At 71.8% G+C, this 13,551-nt stretch carries 11 protein-coding genes and 1 tRNA gene; 3 read left to right on the top strand and 9 right to left on the bottom strand.

The features are described from left to right. Positions 1-41: 41 nt before the first annotated feature. From ACWH4W_RS17665 to ACWH4W_RS17650, 4 genes are read right to left on the bottom strand one after another with little or no spacing between them, the layout of a single operon-like run. Positions 42-1,307, bottom strand: a complete 1,266-nt coding sequence (locus ACWH4W_RS17665; protein ID WP_473076681.1) for a glutamate synthase-related protein — start codon at positions 1,305-1,307, stop codon at positions 42-44. Then, positions 1,304-2,320: an asparagine synthetase A gene (locus tag ACWH4W_RS17660; protein ID WP_473076680.1), complete on the bottom strand. Its 1,017-nt coding sequence runs from the start codon at positions 2,318-2,320 to the stop codon at positions 1,304-1,306. The genes ACWH4W_RS17665 and ACWH4W_RS17660 overlap by 4 nt, the downstream gene beginning before the upstream one ends. Before the next feature lie 2 nt (positions 2,321-2,322). Continuing rightward, positions 2,323-3,597, bottom strand: coding sequence for a methylaspartate mutase (locus ACWH4W_RS17655; protein ID WP_473076679.1), 1,275 nt, complete (start codon positions 3,595-3,597; stop codon positions 2,323-2,325). Further along, positions 3,594-4,061, bottom strand: a complete 468-nt coding sequence (locus tag ACWH4W_RS17650) for a cobalamin B12-binding domain-containing protein (RefSeq protein ID WP_473076678.1) — start codon at positions 4,059-4,061, stop codon at positions 3,594-3,596. Before ACWH4W_RS17650 ends, ACWH4W_RS17655 begins: the two co-directional genes overlap by 4 nt. 212 nt (positions 4,062-4,273) lie before the next feature. On the opposite strand from ACWH4W_RS17650, the gene ACWH4W_RS17645 reads away from it, so the two are divergent. Together ACWH4W_RS17645 and ACWH4W_RS17640 are read left to right on the top strand one after the other, a co-directional pair. Then, complete coding sequence (locus ACWH4W_RS17645; RefSeq protein WP_473076677.1) at positions 4,274-4,543, top strand: hypothetical protein; 270 nt, start codon at positions 4,274-4,276, stop codon at positions 4,541-4,543. A gap of 141 nt (positions 4,544-4,684) precedes the next feature. Continuing rightward, positions 4,685-4,897 carry an MbtH family protein gene (locus tag ACWH4W_RS17640; RefSeq protein WP_473076676.1) on the top strand — a complete coding sequence of 71 codons (213 nt, stop codon included), beginning with the start codon at positions 4,685-4,687 and terminating at the stop codon, positions 4,895-4,897. A gap of 118 nt (positions 4,898-5,015) precedes the next feature. Here the strand turns inward: ACWH4W_RS17640 and ACWH4W_RS17635 are convergent, their stop codons facing one another. Both ACWH4W_RS17635 and ACWH4W_RS17630 read right to left on the bottom strand, forming a co-directional pair. Then, entirely contained in the window at positions 5,016-5,945 is a 930-nt protein-coding gene (locus ACWH4W_RS17635; protein WP_473076675.1) for an ornithine carbamoyltransferase, read from the bottom strand. Positions 5,946-6,049: 104 nt separating this feature from the next. Beyond that, complete coding sequence (locus ACWH4W_RS17630) at positions 6,050-7,405, bottom strand: helix-turn-helix domain-containing protein (RefSeq protein WP_473076674.1); 1,356 nt, start codon at positions 7,403-7,405, stop codon at positions 6,050-6,052. 194 nt (positions 7,406-7,599) lie between these two features. Between ACWH4W_RS17630 and ACWH4W_RS17625 the strand changes: the two genes are divergently transcribed. Further along, a complete protein-coding gene (locus ACWH4W_RS17625) occupies positions 7,600-10,635 on the top strand; it encodes an AfsR/SARP family transcriptional regulator (protein WP_473076673.1) in 3,036 nt (1,011 codons plus the stop codon). 103 nt (positions 10,636-10,738) lie between these two features. Here the strand turns inward: ACWH4W_RS17625 and ACWH4W_RS17620 are convergent, their stop codons facing one another. From ACWH4W_RS17620 to ACWH4W_RS17610, 3 genes are all read right to left on the bottom strand, one after another. Continuing rightward, positions 10,739-11,083, bottom strand: a complete 345-nt coding sequence (locus tag ACWH4W_RS17620) for a hypothetical protein (protein ID WP_473076672.1) — start codon at positions 11,081-11,083, stop codon at positions 10,739-10,741. 215 nt (positions 11,084-11,298) lie between these two features. Further along, positions 11,299-11,721 carry a hypothetical protein gene (locus tag ACWH4W_RS17615; RefSeq protein WP_473076671.1) on the bottom strand — a complete coding sequence of 141 codons (423 nt, stop codon included), beginning with the start codon at positions 11,719-11,721 and terminating at the stop codon, positions 11,299-11,301. Between the two features lie 1,276 nt (positions 11,722-12,997). After that, positions 12,998-13,082: transfer RNA gene (locus tag ACWH4W_RS17610), tRNA-Leu, on the bottom strand. Positions 13,083-13,551 lie beyond the last annotated feature (469 nt).

The raw sequence follows: 13,551 nt of genomic DNA, 5'->3' as shown, positions 1-13,551 counted from the left end.
GAAGCGCGTGCGCGGTGCGACGGGCTGTGGTGCGAGAGGGGTCAGGCGGCGGGGGGTGACTGCCAGCCGTCCGGGAGGAGCAGGTCCTCGGGGTCGAGGGCGCCGACCTGGTACTTGCCGACGGCGCTGGTCAGCATCCGCAGTTCGAGGGCAAGGGCCTCCACCAGACGGCGCAGGCCGACCTCACGGTCCTCGTCGACGGCCAGGAGGGCCGCGCGGCCGAGGCCGACGGCACGGGCGCCGAGAGCGATGGCCTTGACTGCGCGGGTGCCCTCCCACATGCGGCCGCTGGCGAGCAGACAGCGGTCCTTGCGGCCGGCCCGGCGCAGGCAGTCCGCCAGCGGCAGGCCCACGTGGCCGAGGAAGCCGGTCGGCGCCCAGGCGGTGCCGCCCTCGGCTCCGTCGACGGTGACGGCGTCGGCTCCGGCCGCCCACGCGGTGGCCGCGGCGAGGCCGACGTCCCGGCCGGGGTGCAGCTTCACCCACGTCTTCGCGCGAGGGAAGTTGTTGCGCATGAGGCGGATCTGCTGGCGCAGGATCTCCTCGGTGAAGGTGCCGGGGCTCGCCACACGCAGCACCCGGTCGCTGCCGGGGCCGAACACCTCGTCGGTGGCGTACTGTCCGGCGACCCGGCCCGCGGTGTCACGGCCGAGGATGGTGAGGCCCCCGAGCCCCGGCTTGGCCCCCTGACCGACCTTCAGCTCGAAGGCGAGCCGGCCGGTGGCGAGGAGGGGTTCGCTGACCGGGTCGCTGTAGACGAGGTTCCAGACCTCGGCATCGGCGTCCTCGGTGGACTGCTGGACGGCGACGCCGCCGTACTCGTCGTCGGCTGCGTCCGCGTAGGCGCGGATGCGGCCGAGGAGCGGGCTCACTCCGGCGTCGTCGGCGCTGCGGTAGCCGTTGACGGGGACGACGTTCTCACCTATGACCAGGGGGATGCCGAGCCGGGCGGCCTGGCGTCCGGCGGCCTCGCCGAGCTCGTGGCTGGCGACCTGGGTGGAGCCGAACGCGGACACGTACACCGGCAGGCGGCTGGTGAACCCGCCTACGACGGTGTCGAGTTCGACGTCACCGTAGAGGGGTTCGCGGGCGAGGTCGATGAGCTTCTTCAGCCTCTCGGGCATGAAGACGGGCGGAACGATCCTCATCCGCTCCAGCTCGTCCCCCGCGTCGGGCACTTGAGGACGGGCGCCGATGAGGCCGGCGCCGTAGACGGTCCCGTCGGGGAACACGGCGGCGGCGCCGTGCCGTGCACGGGCGCGGACCTGCGCCTCGGGGAAGCCGTCGGCGACGAGTGCGGCACTCATGCCGACACCACCCCGGGGAGCTTGGGGTAGGCGCTGGCCTGCCAGGCGGCCTGGCGCCCGGTGACGTAGCGGGTGAAGCGCTCCAGGCCGATACCGAAGCCGGAGCTTCCGGGGATTCCGCGGCACGCCAGGTCGAGGTACCAGCCGTACTTGGCGGGGTTCTCGCCGGTCTCGCGCATCCGGGTGACGAGGGTGGCGTAGTCGTGCTCGCGCTCACTGCCGCTGGCGAGCTCCCCGTAGCCCTCGGGTGCGATGAGGTCGAAGTTGCGCAGCACACCGGGCTGTTCGGCGTTCTCCTTGTCGTAGAAGCCGCGTGAGCCCTTGGGGTAGTCGGTGACGAAGAAGGGCCTGTCCGCGCCGGCGGAGATGATCTCCTCGGCCTGCCAGTCGATCTCGGCGGCGGGGTCCTGCGGGTGCCCGGAGGCGATCAGTCCGGCGGTGGCCTCCCCGTGTCCCACGCGGTCGAAGGCGGTGGCGACGGCCCTGCGCAGCGCGTCGCTGTCACGGCCCAGCAGCTCCAGGTCCTCGGGCACGGCGGCCACGACGTCGGTGACGACATGCGTGACGAGCCGCTCGGCGAGGTCCATCGCGTCCTCGCGGCGGGCGTCGCGTATCTCGACGTCGATCTGGTGGAACTCCGCCAGGTGGCGGTGGGTGACGGCCGTCTCGACGGGCTCCAGGCGGACGTTGGGGGCGATGTAGAAGATCTTGTCGAAGGCGAGGAGGGAGGCCTGCTTGTACAGGATCGCGCTGGTCATCAGCTTGTACTTGTGGCCGTAGAAGTCGACGTCGACCTGCTTGGAGCCGCGGATGCCGGGGTCGGTGACCGGGCCGATCACGGGCGGCAGCAGCTCCTGGAAGCCCTGGCCGGTCAGGAAGGCCCGGGTGGCGGTGAGCATCCGGCTCTGCACTCGCAGGGTGGCACGGGTGCGGGGGTCGGTGAGGTGGGCGTCGGGCGAGGACGGGAACGGCACGAGTGCCTCGTCCACGGCCTCGGGGACGGTCGCGGTCATGGTCATACCTCCAGGAGGTCGTCGGCGTACGCGCCGACGGCGTCGGGTGCGTGGTCGTACCGGCGCTGGACGTGGGTCAGAGCGTCGTGGAGGCCGGTGGCGGTGAGCCGGGTGCCGGTGTGCGCGGTGACCTTGCCGATAGGCAGTGCGCCGATGTCCGACCAGGTCAGCCGGCCGGTCGCGTCGATGTGGCTGCGGGTGCGGCCCGCGTTGTCGGGGTGCAGGCAGTAGGGGACGTCGAGGTGGCCGCGCTCGAAGGCCTTGAGCAGGGCTGCCCCGAGGTCGTCGTCGAGGTCGAGCACGGCGTCGACGAGGGCGCGGGCCTCGGTGTAGACGGGGTTGTCAGGCGGGTCGTACGGCTCGTGTGCGGTGTTCGCCGCGGCGCGGGCGGCGATGCGCAGGGCCGCCACGTTCTCGGCGACGGTCGGGATGCGGTGCGCCTCGGCGGCGGTCTTGACGATCAGCCGGTGGGCCCCCGCGCGGACGGCGAGTTCGGCGGAGCGTTCCAGCAGGGCGTGGGCGCCGCGCCGGGTCCTCGGGTAGACGCCCATGTAGGTGTAGACGACCACGTGCCGGTCGGTGCCGGGCAGCAGTTCCGCGGCGAGCCTGCGCAGGGCGCGTACCGCCTGCTCGTCCTGCTCCGGGCTGGTCTGCTGGGTGTAGCTCAGGGAGATCGACCGCAGCCCGGCCCGGTGGAAGAACAGGCCCTCCAGGGCGCTGATCGCGACCAGCAGTCCGGGCGGGCAGAGCTGGCCGAGCATGCAGCCACCGAAACTCTCCAGGTGCGGCTCGGCACCGTGTTCCCTGAGGGCCGCCAACTGCTCGCAAGCCTCCTGCCAGTTGCGTACGGAGTCGACGAGCGGGGTGCGTCCGTAGGGGAGACAGTAGGAGACCGGGCCGCCCTCGGTGGCGGTGAGGCCGAGCCGGGCCAGCGCGGCGACGATCCGCTGGGGGCGGGCCGAACCATGCCGGACCTGGACGGGGAAGGAGTCGTCGGGGACGCCGTCCAGGACCCATCGGGAGGTGTTCCGGCTGTAGGAGGTGATCGGGTAGCCGTTGAGGGGAACGTCGGCGTTGAGGGCGCGTACCGCGGCGGGTTCGTCACCCACGCGTGTGTAGCTGTCGATGGTGAGGGTGCCGGCGACTGCGTCGGTCGCGCCCTTGGTGGCGAGCAGTCCGGCCCGCATCCGGGAGGGCGAGGAGAAGCCCATGCGGGGCTGGACGACGAGGGTGCCGCGAGCCGCCGCGGCGGCCACGAACCGGCCGAAGGGAGTCACCGTACGGCCCCTTCCCGGGTGGCGAGCCTGGAGACGAACTCCCCGAAGGCGTCGAGGCTCTCGTCCTCCTGGAACACCGCGTCGAAGCCGGCCGACAGGAGCCGATGCCCGGACTCGGTGCGTCCCTCGGCACCGTGAACGCCGAGCTTCCCGCCGATCGCGGCTGGCAGTGCGGCCAGTTCCCAGCGCCGCCGGATCGCCCGGATCAGGTGCTCGGCGTCATGGAATCCATGGCCGTTCACGCTGCTCACGACCAGCAGGTCGGGCTGGGACTTGCAGCAGGACTCGACGATTTCGTCCTGAGGAATGCACGGCCCCAGATTGACGACGTGGTGTCCCAGGTCTTCGAGCAGCAATTGAATGAATACGAGATTCCAGGTGTGCGCATCGGACGGCAGTCCGGTCACCACCACGTCCAGCGGCCCGGACCGCGCTGGAGACGCCATTTCCGCAGGCTGCAGCATCTCGAAGCTTCCTGATCGTGATCGCTCGGAACTTCCTTTCGGCATCGATCGTAGGAACGCCGAAGCTCTGTCACCGGCATCGGATGCGGCAGCCGGGCGGCAGTTGCCGCTGCCGCCCTCCATTCCGAAAGGGAGCCGTGCGTACAGTCGTTTCGCGTTGCCGCGCCAAAACGGAAAGCTCTGTGAAAGCGACATGCAAAGGAGTGGAACCCATGTCCCAGACCGCCCCCGCCGACGTACTGACCGAGGCGCTGCGCGAGGCGATGTCCCGTGCCGACCGCCGTGAGCCCATGGGCGAGGCGACGTTCGCCGTGCTGGAGGCCGCGGTGCAGGTGCTGGATGCCGACCGGCCCGAGCTGGCCGACCAGCCGCAGGTGCGTACGGAGTTGCTGCGCAACGCGCTCGGCTCCGTGCGGGCGGCCGCTGTGGCGGCCGGCGTCGCCGTGACCCGGGCGCACCAGGTCTCGCGCGTACCGGTGTAGGCGGCAGCGGCAACCGTGCGGACCGTGGTGCCGCCCAACTGCCGCTCGGCCTGCCCGGGGAGGCACGGACCGGCGCCTACGGTCAGGACGGCGGTGCGGCAGCGCAGCCCCAGCAGACGGACCCGACAGAGGTGGATTCTCATGGCAACCAACCCGTTCGACGACGCCGACGGTCGTTTTGTCGTCCTGGTCAATGACGAGGGACAGCACTCCCTGTGGCCCGCCCGTGTTCGTCGCCCGGAGGGCTGGCAGGAGGTGCGTGAGGAGGGCAGCAAGCAGGAGTGCACCGACTACATCGAGGCCAACTGGACGGATTTGCGACCTCGTTCGGTCATCGCCGCCATGGGCGGCTGACCGGTTCGAGGACCACGCGCGCAGGGGCGGCGTCGGTGCGGCCTGCCGAGCCGCACCGCCGCCGCCCCCCTTGTGCCGCGGAGAGCCGGCCGTGGCGCCGGACCCTCGGACGTGGTCGTCAGAGCTGGGCGTCGCCGGCCACGCACCACTCCAGCACCGCCATCGCGGCGCTCATCTTGTGGTACGCCTGCCGCCAGGCGAGGCTGTGCTCGCCGTCGAGGACCTCATCTGCGACCTCCTGGCCGCGCACGGCGGGCAGGTCGTGCAGGAATACGGTCTCCGGGCCGGCGTAGCGGTCGAAGAAAGCCTGGTCGACGGCGAATCCCTGGAAGGAAGCGAGCCAGTCGGGGTCGGCCTTCGGTACGCCCATGGTCTGCCAGCGGCTGGTGTAGATCGCGTCCACCGGACCCTCGACCGCGGCCGGGTCGGTCATCTGGGTGACCTGGTGGCTGCCGCCGCTGAGCTTCTCGACCAGGTCGAGGGTCTCCTGCGGGACCTCGTACCCCGTCGGGCACAGCAGGGTGATCCGCAGCCCGGGCGTGAGGGCTCCGGCCAGGGCCAGGGCCGCGCCGGAGCTGTTGCCCTCCCCCACGACGAGCAGGTGCACTCCGTCGAGGGCGCCGAAGTGCTCGGTGAGCGTGGCGAGGTCGGCGACGGCCTGGGTGGGATGTTCGTCCAGGCTGAGGGCGTTGACGACCGCGAGGTCGAGACTGCTGCCGAGGCGGCGCATCTCGGACACGTCCCCGTTGGTACGGACCACCAGCGCGTCCAGGTACTGGCCGAGGACCCGGCTGGTGTCCTCCACCGTCTCACCCGTCGAGAGCTGGAGTTCGTCGGGCCCGAAGGTGATGACGTCCGCGCCGAGCCGGGTGGCTCCGCTCCAGAAGGACGCACGGGTGCGGGTGGAGGACTTGCGGAAGTACATGCCCACCCGGCGGCCCGCCAGCGGGCGCGGGTGTGCCTCGCCGCTGCCGAACTCGACGGCGCGGGCGACGATCCGGGAGAGCTGCTCGGGGGCGAGGTCGGCGAGAGAGATGAAATTGCGCACGGCAGGGGCCTTTCGTGGGTTCGGGTTCGGTACGGGCACGAGGGGCGGGGGTCAGACGGTCGAACGCCGGGACTGGAGGTCGGACGGATCGACACCGGATGAGGTCAGCCCGTCGGCACGGCCTGCGGGGCGCGTGCCGCCGCCCGGTCCGCGCCGAGCTGCCGGACCAGGTTGAGGACACCGAAGCGCGCCGCCCCGTCCTGCCCGGCGGGCAGCCTGCGCACCAGGCCGCGCAGCATCAGCGCGTGCACGTCGCGGACCACGAGGGCGCTGGGCACGGACAGGTCCGCGGCGGCCTGGTCGGCGGTCCAGCCGTCGCAGAGCGCGCCGAGGTCGCCGAGGAGCCTGGCGGGAGCATCGTCGAGGCGGGCGACGGCGTCGGTGAGCAGCGTGCCGAGCCCGTCGCCGGCCAGGTCGGCGACGGTGGCGTCGTCCACGATGTCGAGGGGGCGGGTACGGGCGATCCGCAGCAGCTCCTCCAAGGAGTGCAGCAGCAGCCATGAGGCGGCCGACTCCATGGCTCTCGGTACGCCGTCCAAGGCCCGGCATATCTGGGCCACGGTTCGTACGACGGAGTCCGTGGGCAGCAGGTCGGGCCGCATGTGGCCGATGCAGGACAGCATCAGCTCGACGGCGGGCTCACCCACGGTGAGGGACTCGCCCGGCAGCGGCGCGGGTCCCTCGGGGAGCGGGGCGGGAACCGGCAGGGGGGCGAGCGGGATGATGCGGTTGCCGCAGCTGCGGTGCGGTTCCCGGGCGGTGATGAGGACCTTCAACCGCTGGCAGCTGTACAGGAGTTCCAGCAGCCGGGGGCCGACCTGCGGGACGGTGTCGTAACCGTCGAGGACGAGGAGGGTGGCCTGGCCGCGGATGACGGAGGCCAGTTCGTCCAGTCCTCCGCCGCCCCCCGCGAGCGAGCGCACCCAGCCGGTGAGCGCGGAGCGCGGGCTGCGGTCCGCCGTGCCGGCCGGGTCCGCGGCGGCCATGTCGACCCAGACGACCGGTGTCCTGTCGCGGGTGTGCAGCAACAGGGCAGCCTCCTGCGCCAGTCGGGTCTTGCCCACGCCCGCGAGACCCACTACGGTCAGCAGCCGCTCGTGCTCGGTGGACAGCAGCCCGCTCAGGACGCGCAGTTCCTCGGTCCGGCCGACGATGCGGCGCAGCGGCTTGGGCGGAGACGCGAGTTCGGCACCGTAGGCCTCACGCACGACCGGGCCGGCGGGCGCGCCCTCCACCGCCAGTTCCAGCGCGGCGCGCCGGGCGTCGCTCAGGCGCATGGCGTCGGCGAGCAGCCGAAGGGTCTCGCGGCGCGGATGCCGTACCCGGCCCTGTTCCAGGTCTCGGATGGCACGCACGCTGACGGTGGACAGACCAGCGAGCTGGTCCTGGGTGATGCCCGCCCAGCGGCGTGCCGCCCGCAGTTGTCCGGCAAGTCCTTCCGTCGCTGACTGCTCTGTCATTCCGTCTCCTTGTACGACACGTGGGGCCCGTTCGGCGAGGTCGGGTCACCGGTCCCGGCTGGTGGGACCAGAGTGGAATCCCCGATTACCGAACGCATACCGGTCCGTTACCGAGCGGGAAGGGAACGGGCTATGATCCGAGGGCGCGGAGGGGCGGGTCGGGGGAACACGGGACCTGAGGGAGGCTCACCGGCATGACCAGTGCCGAAGCTGGTTCGCTGCGCTTCAACGTGCTGGGACCTCTGGAGGGTTGGGCCGGGGGGACCCGGCTGCGGCTGGGCGGTCACATCCAGAAGCGCGTCCTCGGCACTCTGTTGCTGGAGTCCGGGCGGGTGTTACCGATCACCAGGCTCGTGGAGTCGGCCTGGGCGCAGGATCCGCCCGCCACCGCCTCCCACCAGGTCCGCAAGGCCGTCGCCGACCTGCGGCGGCGCATCCCCGGTGGCGGCGAGGTGCTGATCACCGACGGTCCGGGCTACCGGGTGGCACTGGCCGCGGAGCAGCTGGACCTCACCGAGTTCAGCCTGCTGGTGCAGGAGGCCAAGGACGCAGCGGGAGAGGACCGGCAGGCCCAGGCGGTCACGGCGCTGCGCCGGGCACTCGGCCTGTGGCGCGGCCCGATCCTGTCCGGGGCGGGCGGTCCGGTCATCGAGTCGGCCGCGACCGCCTACGAGGAACGCCGGCTGACCGCCGCCGAGCAGCTCTTCGACCTGCGTCTCGGTCTCGGCGAGGCCGGTGAGCTCGTCGTGGACCTTCGCGACCTGGTGGAGCGGTACCCGCTGCGGGAGACCCTGCGCGCCCAGTTGATGCTCGCCCTGTACCGCTCGGAGCGGCAGGCGGAGGCGCTGGACGAGTACGGCAAGGTCCGGGAACTGCTCGTGGAGGAACTGGGCGTCGATCCGGGCCCGGGCCTGACCCGGGTGTACGAGGGCATCCTGCGCGAGAGCCCGGAGGTGGCCGCCCCCGAAGCCCAGCCGACGGCGACGCCGGTGCCTTCGCAACCCGCGGTGGCGCCCGCCTCCGAGGCGCCCTGTACCCTGCCCTGCGACCTGGCGGACTTCACCGGGCGCGAACGCGAACTGGCCGAACTCCTGGACTGCGCCGGGCGTGACTACGCGCGTCACTCACGCATCGTGGCCCTGGACGGCATGGGCGGCAGCGGCAAGACCTCGCTCGCGGTGCACGCGGCCCACAGCCTGGCTGAGGAGTTCCCGGACGGCCAGCTCTACATCGACCTGCGCGGCTACACCCCCGGCGAGCAACCGGTCATCCCGGGCGGCGCCCTGGACGCCCTGCTGCGCACACTGGGGGTGCCGGGCGAACGCATCCCGGAGGGCCTGGACGGCCGTACGGCCCTGTGGCGGGCCACGATCACGGGCAGACGGCTGCTGCTCCTGCTGGACAACGCCGCCGATCCCGAGGGCGTAAGGCCACTGCTGCCGACCACGCCGGGTTGCCTGGTGCTGATCACCAGCCGGGCGCGGCTCGTCGACCTGGACTCGGCGCAGTGGATCTCGGTCGACGTGATGTCACCGCAGGAGTGCGCGCGGCTGGTCGCAGAGACACTGGGCGAACAGCGGTACGCCGCCGAGCCGGAGGCGGCAGCCGAACTGGCCCGGCTGTGCGGGCATCTGCCGCTGGCACTGCGGATCGCCACGGCCCGGCTGCGCAACCGCCCACGCTGGACGCTGCGTTATCTCGCCGACCGGCTGCGGGACGAGACCCGGAGACTGGACGAGCTGAGTTCGGGACAGCGCAGTGTCGCCGCCACCCTGAGGCTGTCGTACCAGGCACTGGACCAGGAATGCCGGACCGCGCTGCGTATCCTGGCGCTGCATCCGGGCGGCGACATCGACGTGCAGGTGGCGGCCGCACTGCTGGGCATCGATCTCTTCGACGCCGAGGACGTCCTCGAACAGCTGCTGGACGTCCACCTGCTGAAGCAGCCGGACATCGGCTTGTACACCTTCCACGACCTGGTGCGCAGCTTCGCGCACAGTCTGCGGTCGGCATCGACGGAGGACGACGACACGGAGTCGGTGCGGCGGCTGCTCGACTACTACCTGACGGCGACGGAGTCGGCCTGCCAGGTGATGTTCCCGGGGCGCCGCCGCATTCCCACAGGCACGGAGGAAGTAAGCCTGTCCACACCGGAATTCGGTGACCGGCCGCAGGCCGAGGGCTGGTTCGCCCGGGAGCAGGGCGCGGTCCTGGGGATGGTGGGCCTGTCGGGGCGGCTCGGTCTTGACCGGCACACGGTGTTCCTCACCCGTAATCTCGCCTTCCAGCTCAGTGTGCGCGGACATCTGGAGGAGTTCCGTACGATGGGCCTGCTGGCGGTCGCGGCCGCTCGCCGCCTCGGAGAGCTGCCCCTGCTCGGAGTGAGCCTGTCCAACCTGGGCGTGGCCTGCTGGAAGCTGGGCCGCTTCGCCGAGGGCCTCGAGATCGCCACGGAGAGCCTGGAGGTGGCCGAGCGACTCGGCGACCTCCAGACCGTGGCCCACAGCGAGAGTTCGCTGGGCCAGCTCAGCAGCCTCCTCGGACGCTTCCCGCAGGCCCTGTCCCACCTGGAGAAGGCGATAGGACACCAGCGCGAACTGGGCGCAAGGCGTGCCGAGGCGGAGACCCACACCTTGCTGAGCACCCTGTACGAGCAGTGGGGCCGGCACGAGGAGGCCGCCTCCGCCGCGCGCCGGGCCATCGCCCTGTGCGATGAGCTGGGCCGCCACGAGAACAAGCTGTCGGCGCTGACCGACCTGGCGTTCGCCCATTCCTGCCTCGGCGACCCCGAGGCGGCCGAGGTGAACCTGATGCAGGCGCGCGCCCTGTGCGAGGAGAACCGCGACCCGGGACAGGTGGCACTGGCTCTGGCGCTGTCGGCGGATGTCTGCCATCGCCTGGGCCGGACCGAACAGGCCGGGGAATACGCCGACCGCGCACTCACCACCGTAAGCTCAAACGTTTCCCCGCTGCGGCGGGCCAAGGTGGAGAACACGGTCGGCCGCTATCTGCACCGGCTCGGCGAACACCGCTCCGCGCTGGAGCTGCACGAGCAGGCCCTCGACGTGGCCCGCTCCCTCGACTTCCGCATCGAGACGGCCTACGCGCTGTCCGGCATGGCCCGCGCACAGGCGGCGCTCGGCCGGAACGAGGACGCGGCGCGGCACGAGGGGGCGGCGGAGGAACTGTTCACCGACATGGGCGTCCCGGCGGACCGACGCCGCCACTGAGCGCTCCGCCCTCACACACGACCGTGCCCCGCACCGGAGGACTGGCCTCCCGGTGCGGGGCACAGGGTGTTCGAGGTCGGGCACGGGTCGCTCGAGCCGGGGATCAGACCGCATAGCTGGTGGGACCCATGTCGTCGTCGGTCCTGTCGGTGCCTGCACCGGCACCGGGCTCGCCGACCACGGTCGGGCCCATGTCGTCATTGACGGAGGCCGGGACCACGGTCGGGCCCATGTCGTCGTTGACGGAGGCCGGGACCACGGTCGGGCCCATGTCGTCGTCGGTGGTGGCCGTCCCGGTGGCGAACTCGCCGATCACCGTGGGCCCCATGTCGTCGGCGAGGATCTGCACTGAGGCCTCGGGGCCCTGCGAGAGGCCCGCGTCGATCGCGGTGCCCAGGCCCAGCACGATGGTGACGATCCCAGCGATTCCGGCCGACTTGCGTCCCATGACGAGTCCCCTTTAGGCGGTGTGTCCGGCTCTGCTTCCCGACACGACGCACTTTCCTGGGGCCTGTTCCCGGACCGTTCCCACGCCGGTACCGCTCCTCGGGCGCAACGGGAACCGGAACGGTAACGCCAGGTCAGGCCCGTGTCACCGCCCTGATTCCGCCGTTGCCCCAGGGGGCGGGACTCCCCCGGGACACCTTCGACGCCTGGGCGCGTTCAATCCCTCCGGGAGACCCGCTCGCGAGCGAACACCGTCTCGCCGGAACCAATGCGGCAGTTCACGACGCGGGGTCCGCGCGCGGTCAGCACGACCGTGGTCCAGGCGGGCCCGGAGCCGACGCCGGCGAGATCGAGCAGGGCCCGCACGGTGGAGCGCAGCGCGGCGGCCTCATCCTCGGCGGGCCCGTCACGGCCCGGCGGCACCCGGGTGGGGTCGCACACGATGTCCACGACCGTGTGCATGCAGTCGTCGCTCATGGTCTCGACGCGGTACTCCGGTCCGCTCCACGACTCGTCGTCGGCATATGGCTCGGGAAGCCCGGGCACCGCGCCCTCGGTCCAGCGTTCCACTACGGACAGGTCCCTCAGTACACGCCGTAGCCCCTCGGCGAGGTCGATGCGGTCCGGGGGATGTTTCATCGGAGACTCCTCCTGAAGAGAATGGCTCCTGGACTTTCGGCCCCGGCGATCCCGATCCCGTCCCGCGCGGCTCCCGAACGATCGGTCAGGCCGGTACGGGCGACAGGAACGGCAGCCCCGGGCGCTCAGGGCCCGGCAACGCCCGTCCGCCCTGTGGCTTGACCCGGCGCCGGCACCACGCGAAACACCGAAGGGCGACGCCTCCACCAGGGACGCCGCCCTTCAGCACGCTCCAGGCACTCCCGTTCCGGGCGTCGGAACGAACTGGCCGACAGCAAGCCCGGCCGCGACATCCCCTGGCCGCGACAGCTCGCCCTGACGGAGCATCCCGGCACGTGAGCGGTGGAGACGGTGATTTCTTCGACGGTGGGGCCCACCGGATCCGGTGCTCCACCGAACGCCACCTGCCGGAAGGTGCCGCTGATCACCGAGCGTCGGCCGAAGGGGTCCGTGGCTTTCACGTCCGCCCCCCGGGGTCGCCGTGGTTGCCGACCGCTGGGAGTCCCGGCGGCCGTCCGGGCATCAGGTTCCCGGTCGCCTCCGCAGCGACACGCACGGGGCGAGGGAGGGGCGGCTCAGCGGGGAGGGCACACGGGCCACGTTACGCCCCGCTGCCCGCCGCATCTCCCCCAGCGACACTGCTGCACAGCGCCCCCAGCTCCGCCGTCCGTCCGGACGGCAGCACCCCCACGAAGGAGCCCCACATGCGCAGAAGCATCTCCGCCTTACTCACCGCGGCCACCATGGCCGCGCTCACCCTCGTCGGCGTCGGTGCGAGCACCGCACAGGCACTGCCGAAGGAGTGCGCCCCCCCAGCGCTACCAGTCCTTCTACAACTTCGTCGTGACCTGCACGGGCGGCACTGGATTCTTCCGGGTCCGGGTCGACTGCCGGGTCTCCAACGACACACCGCCGGTGCGGGTGTACGGCGAGTGGACGCCCACGGACCCGGCATCGGCGGCCGGCTGCACGATGGGTGAGAACGGACCCGCCGTCAAAGGCGGCTGGGATGTCTCCGACGTCATCCTGAATCCGCCGCCCACGGGCTGATTCCGGGACCGGGGCCGTCCGCATCCGGGGACGAAGCGCAGCTCTACATGGTGCTCCGATTCACATCTCAAATGATCGCTTCTCCCCGTCCGGGCGCTCGTAGCGCTTCGTTACGGTGAGTGATGCGACTCTCCATGAAGCCCTGGGCATCACAGTCAGCTACGAAAACGCGACGAGGGCCGCGACCGTCAGGTCGAGGCCCTCTCATGCGTGTCACTGGAGTGCGTGTCCGAGGGGGGACTTGAACCCCCACGCCCGATAAAGGGCACTAGCACCTCAAGCTAGCGCGTCTGCCATTCCGCCACCCGGACAAGGTGTCTGTCGCGTGCGGGGGTGTTCCCCCGTGGCGACATGGACAACCATACCAAGGTTTCGGAGCGCCTTTCACCTGCGTTTCCGTCGTCCCGGAGAGGTCGGGGCCGCGTCCCGCGCGACGGGTCCGCGACCGGCTCGGGGCGTCCGTCGGTCGGTCGGACCGGCTCGGGGCGTCGGCCGGTCCGACGGACCCGGGACGTCGGACCGGCCGTCCGGGACGTCCCCGGCAGCCGCTCAGGCGCCGGGCCACGGGGCACCGCGCGGGCCAGGGGCCCGCCCGTCGCCGCCGACGGGTCGGGTGCCAGGGCGCGCCGAAGCCGCCGGGCGGTTCCTCCCGGGTCGCCGCGCGGGTGCGGCGACCCGGGACGGGTGTGCCGACCGGGCCGGACGGGGCTCCGCGCGGTGCGGTGGTGACGGGCGGGGCGGGGCGCGGCGGTCCCGCCCCCTCGCGCCGCCGCTGACCGC

The sequence above is a fragment of the Streptomyces sp. DSM 120436 genome, from assembly GCF_055778765.1.
Note: the sequence above shows the minus strand (reverse complement) of the source record. Positions and strands in the feature narration are given on the sequence as shown.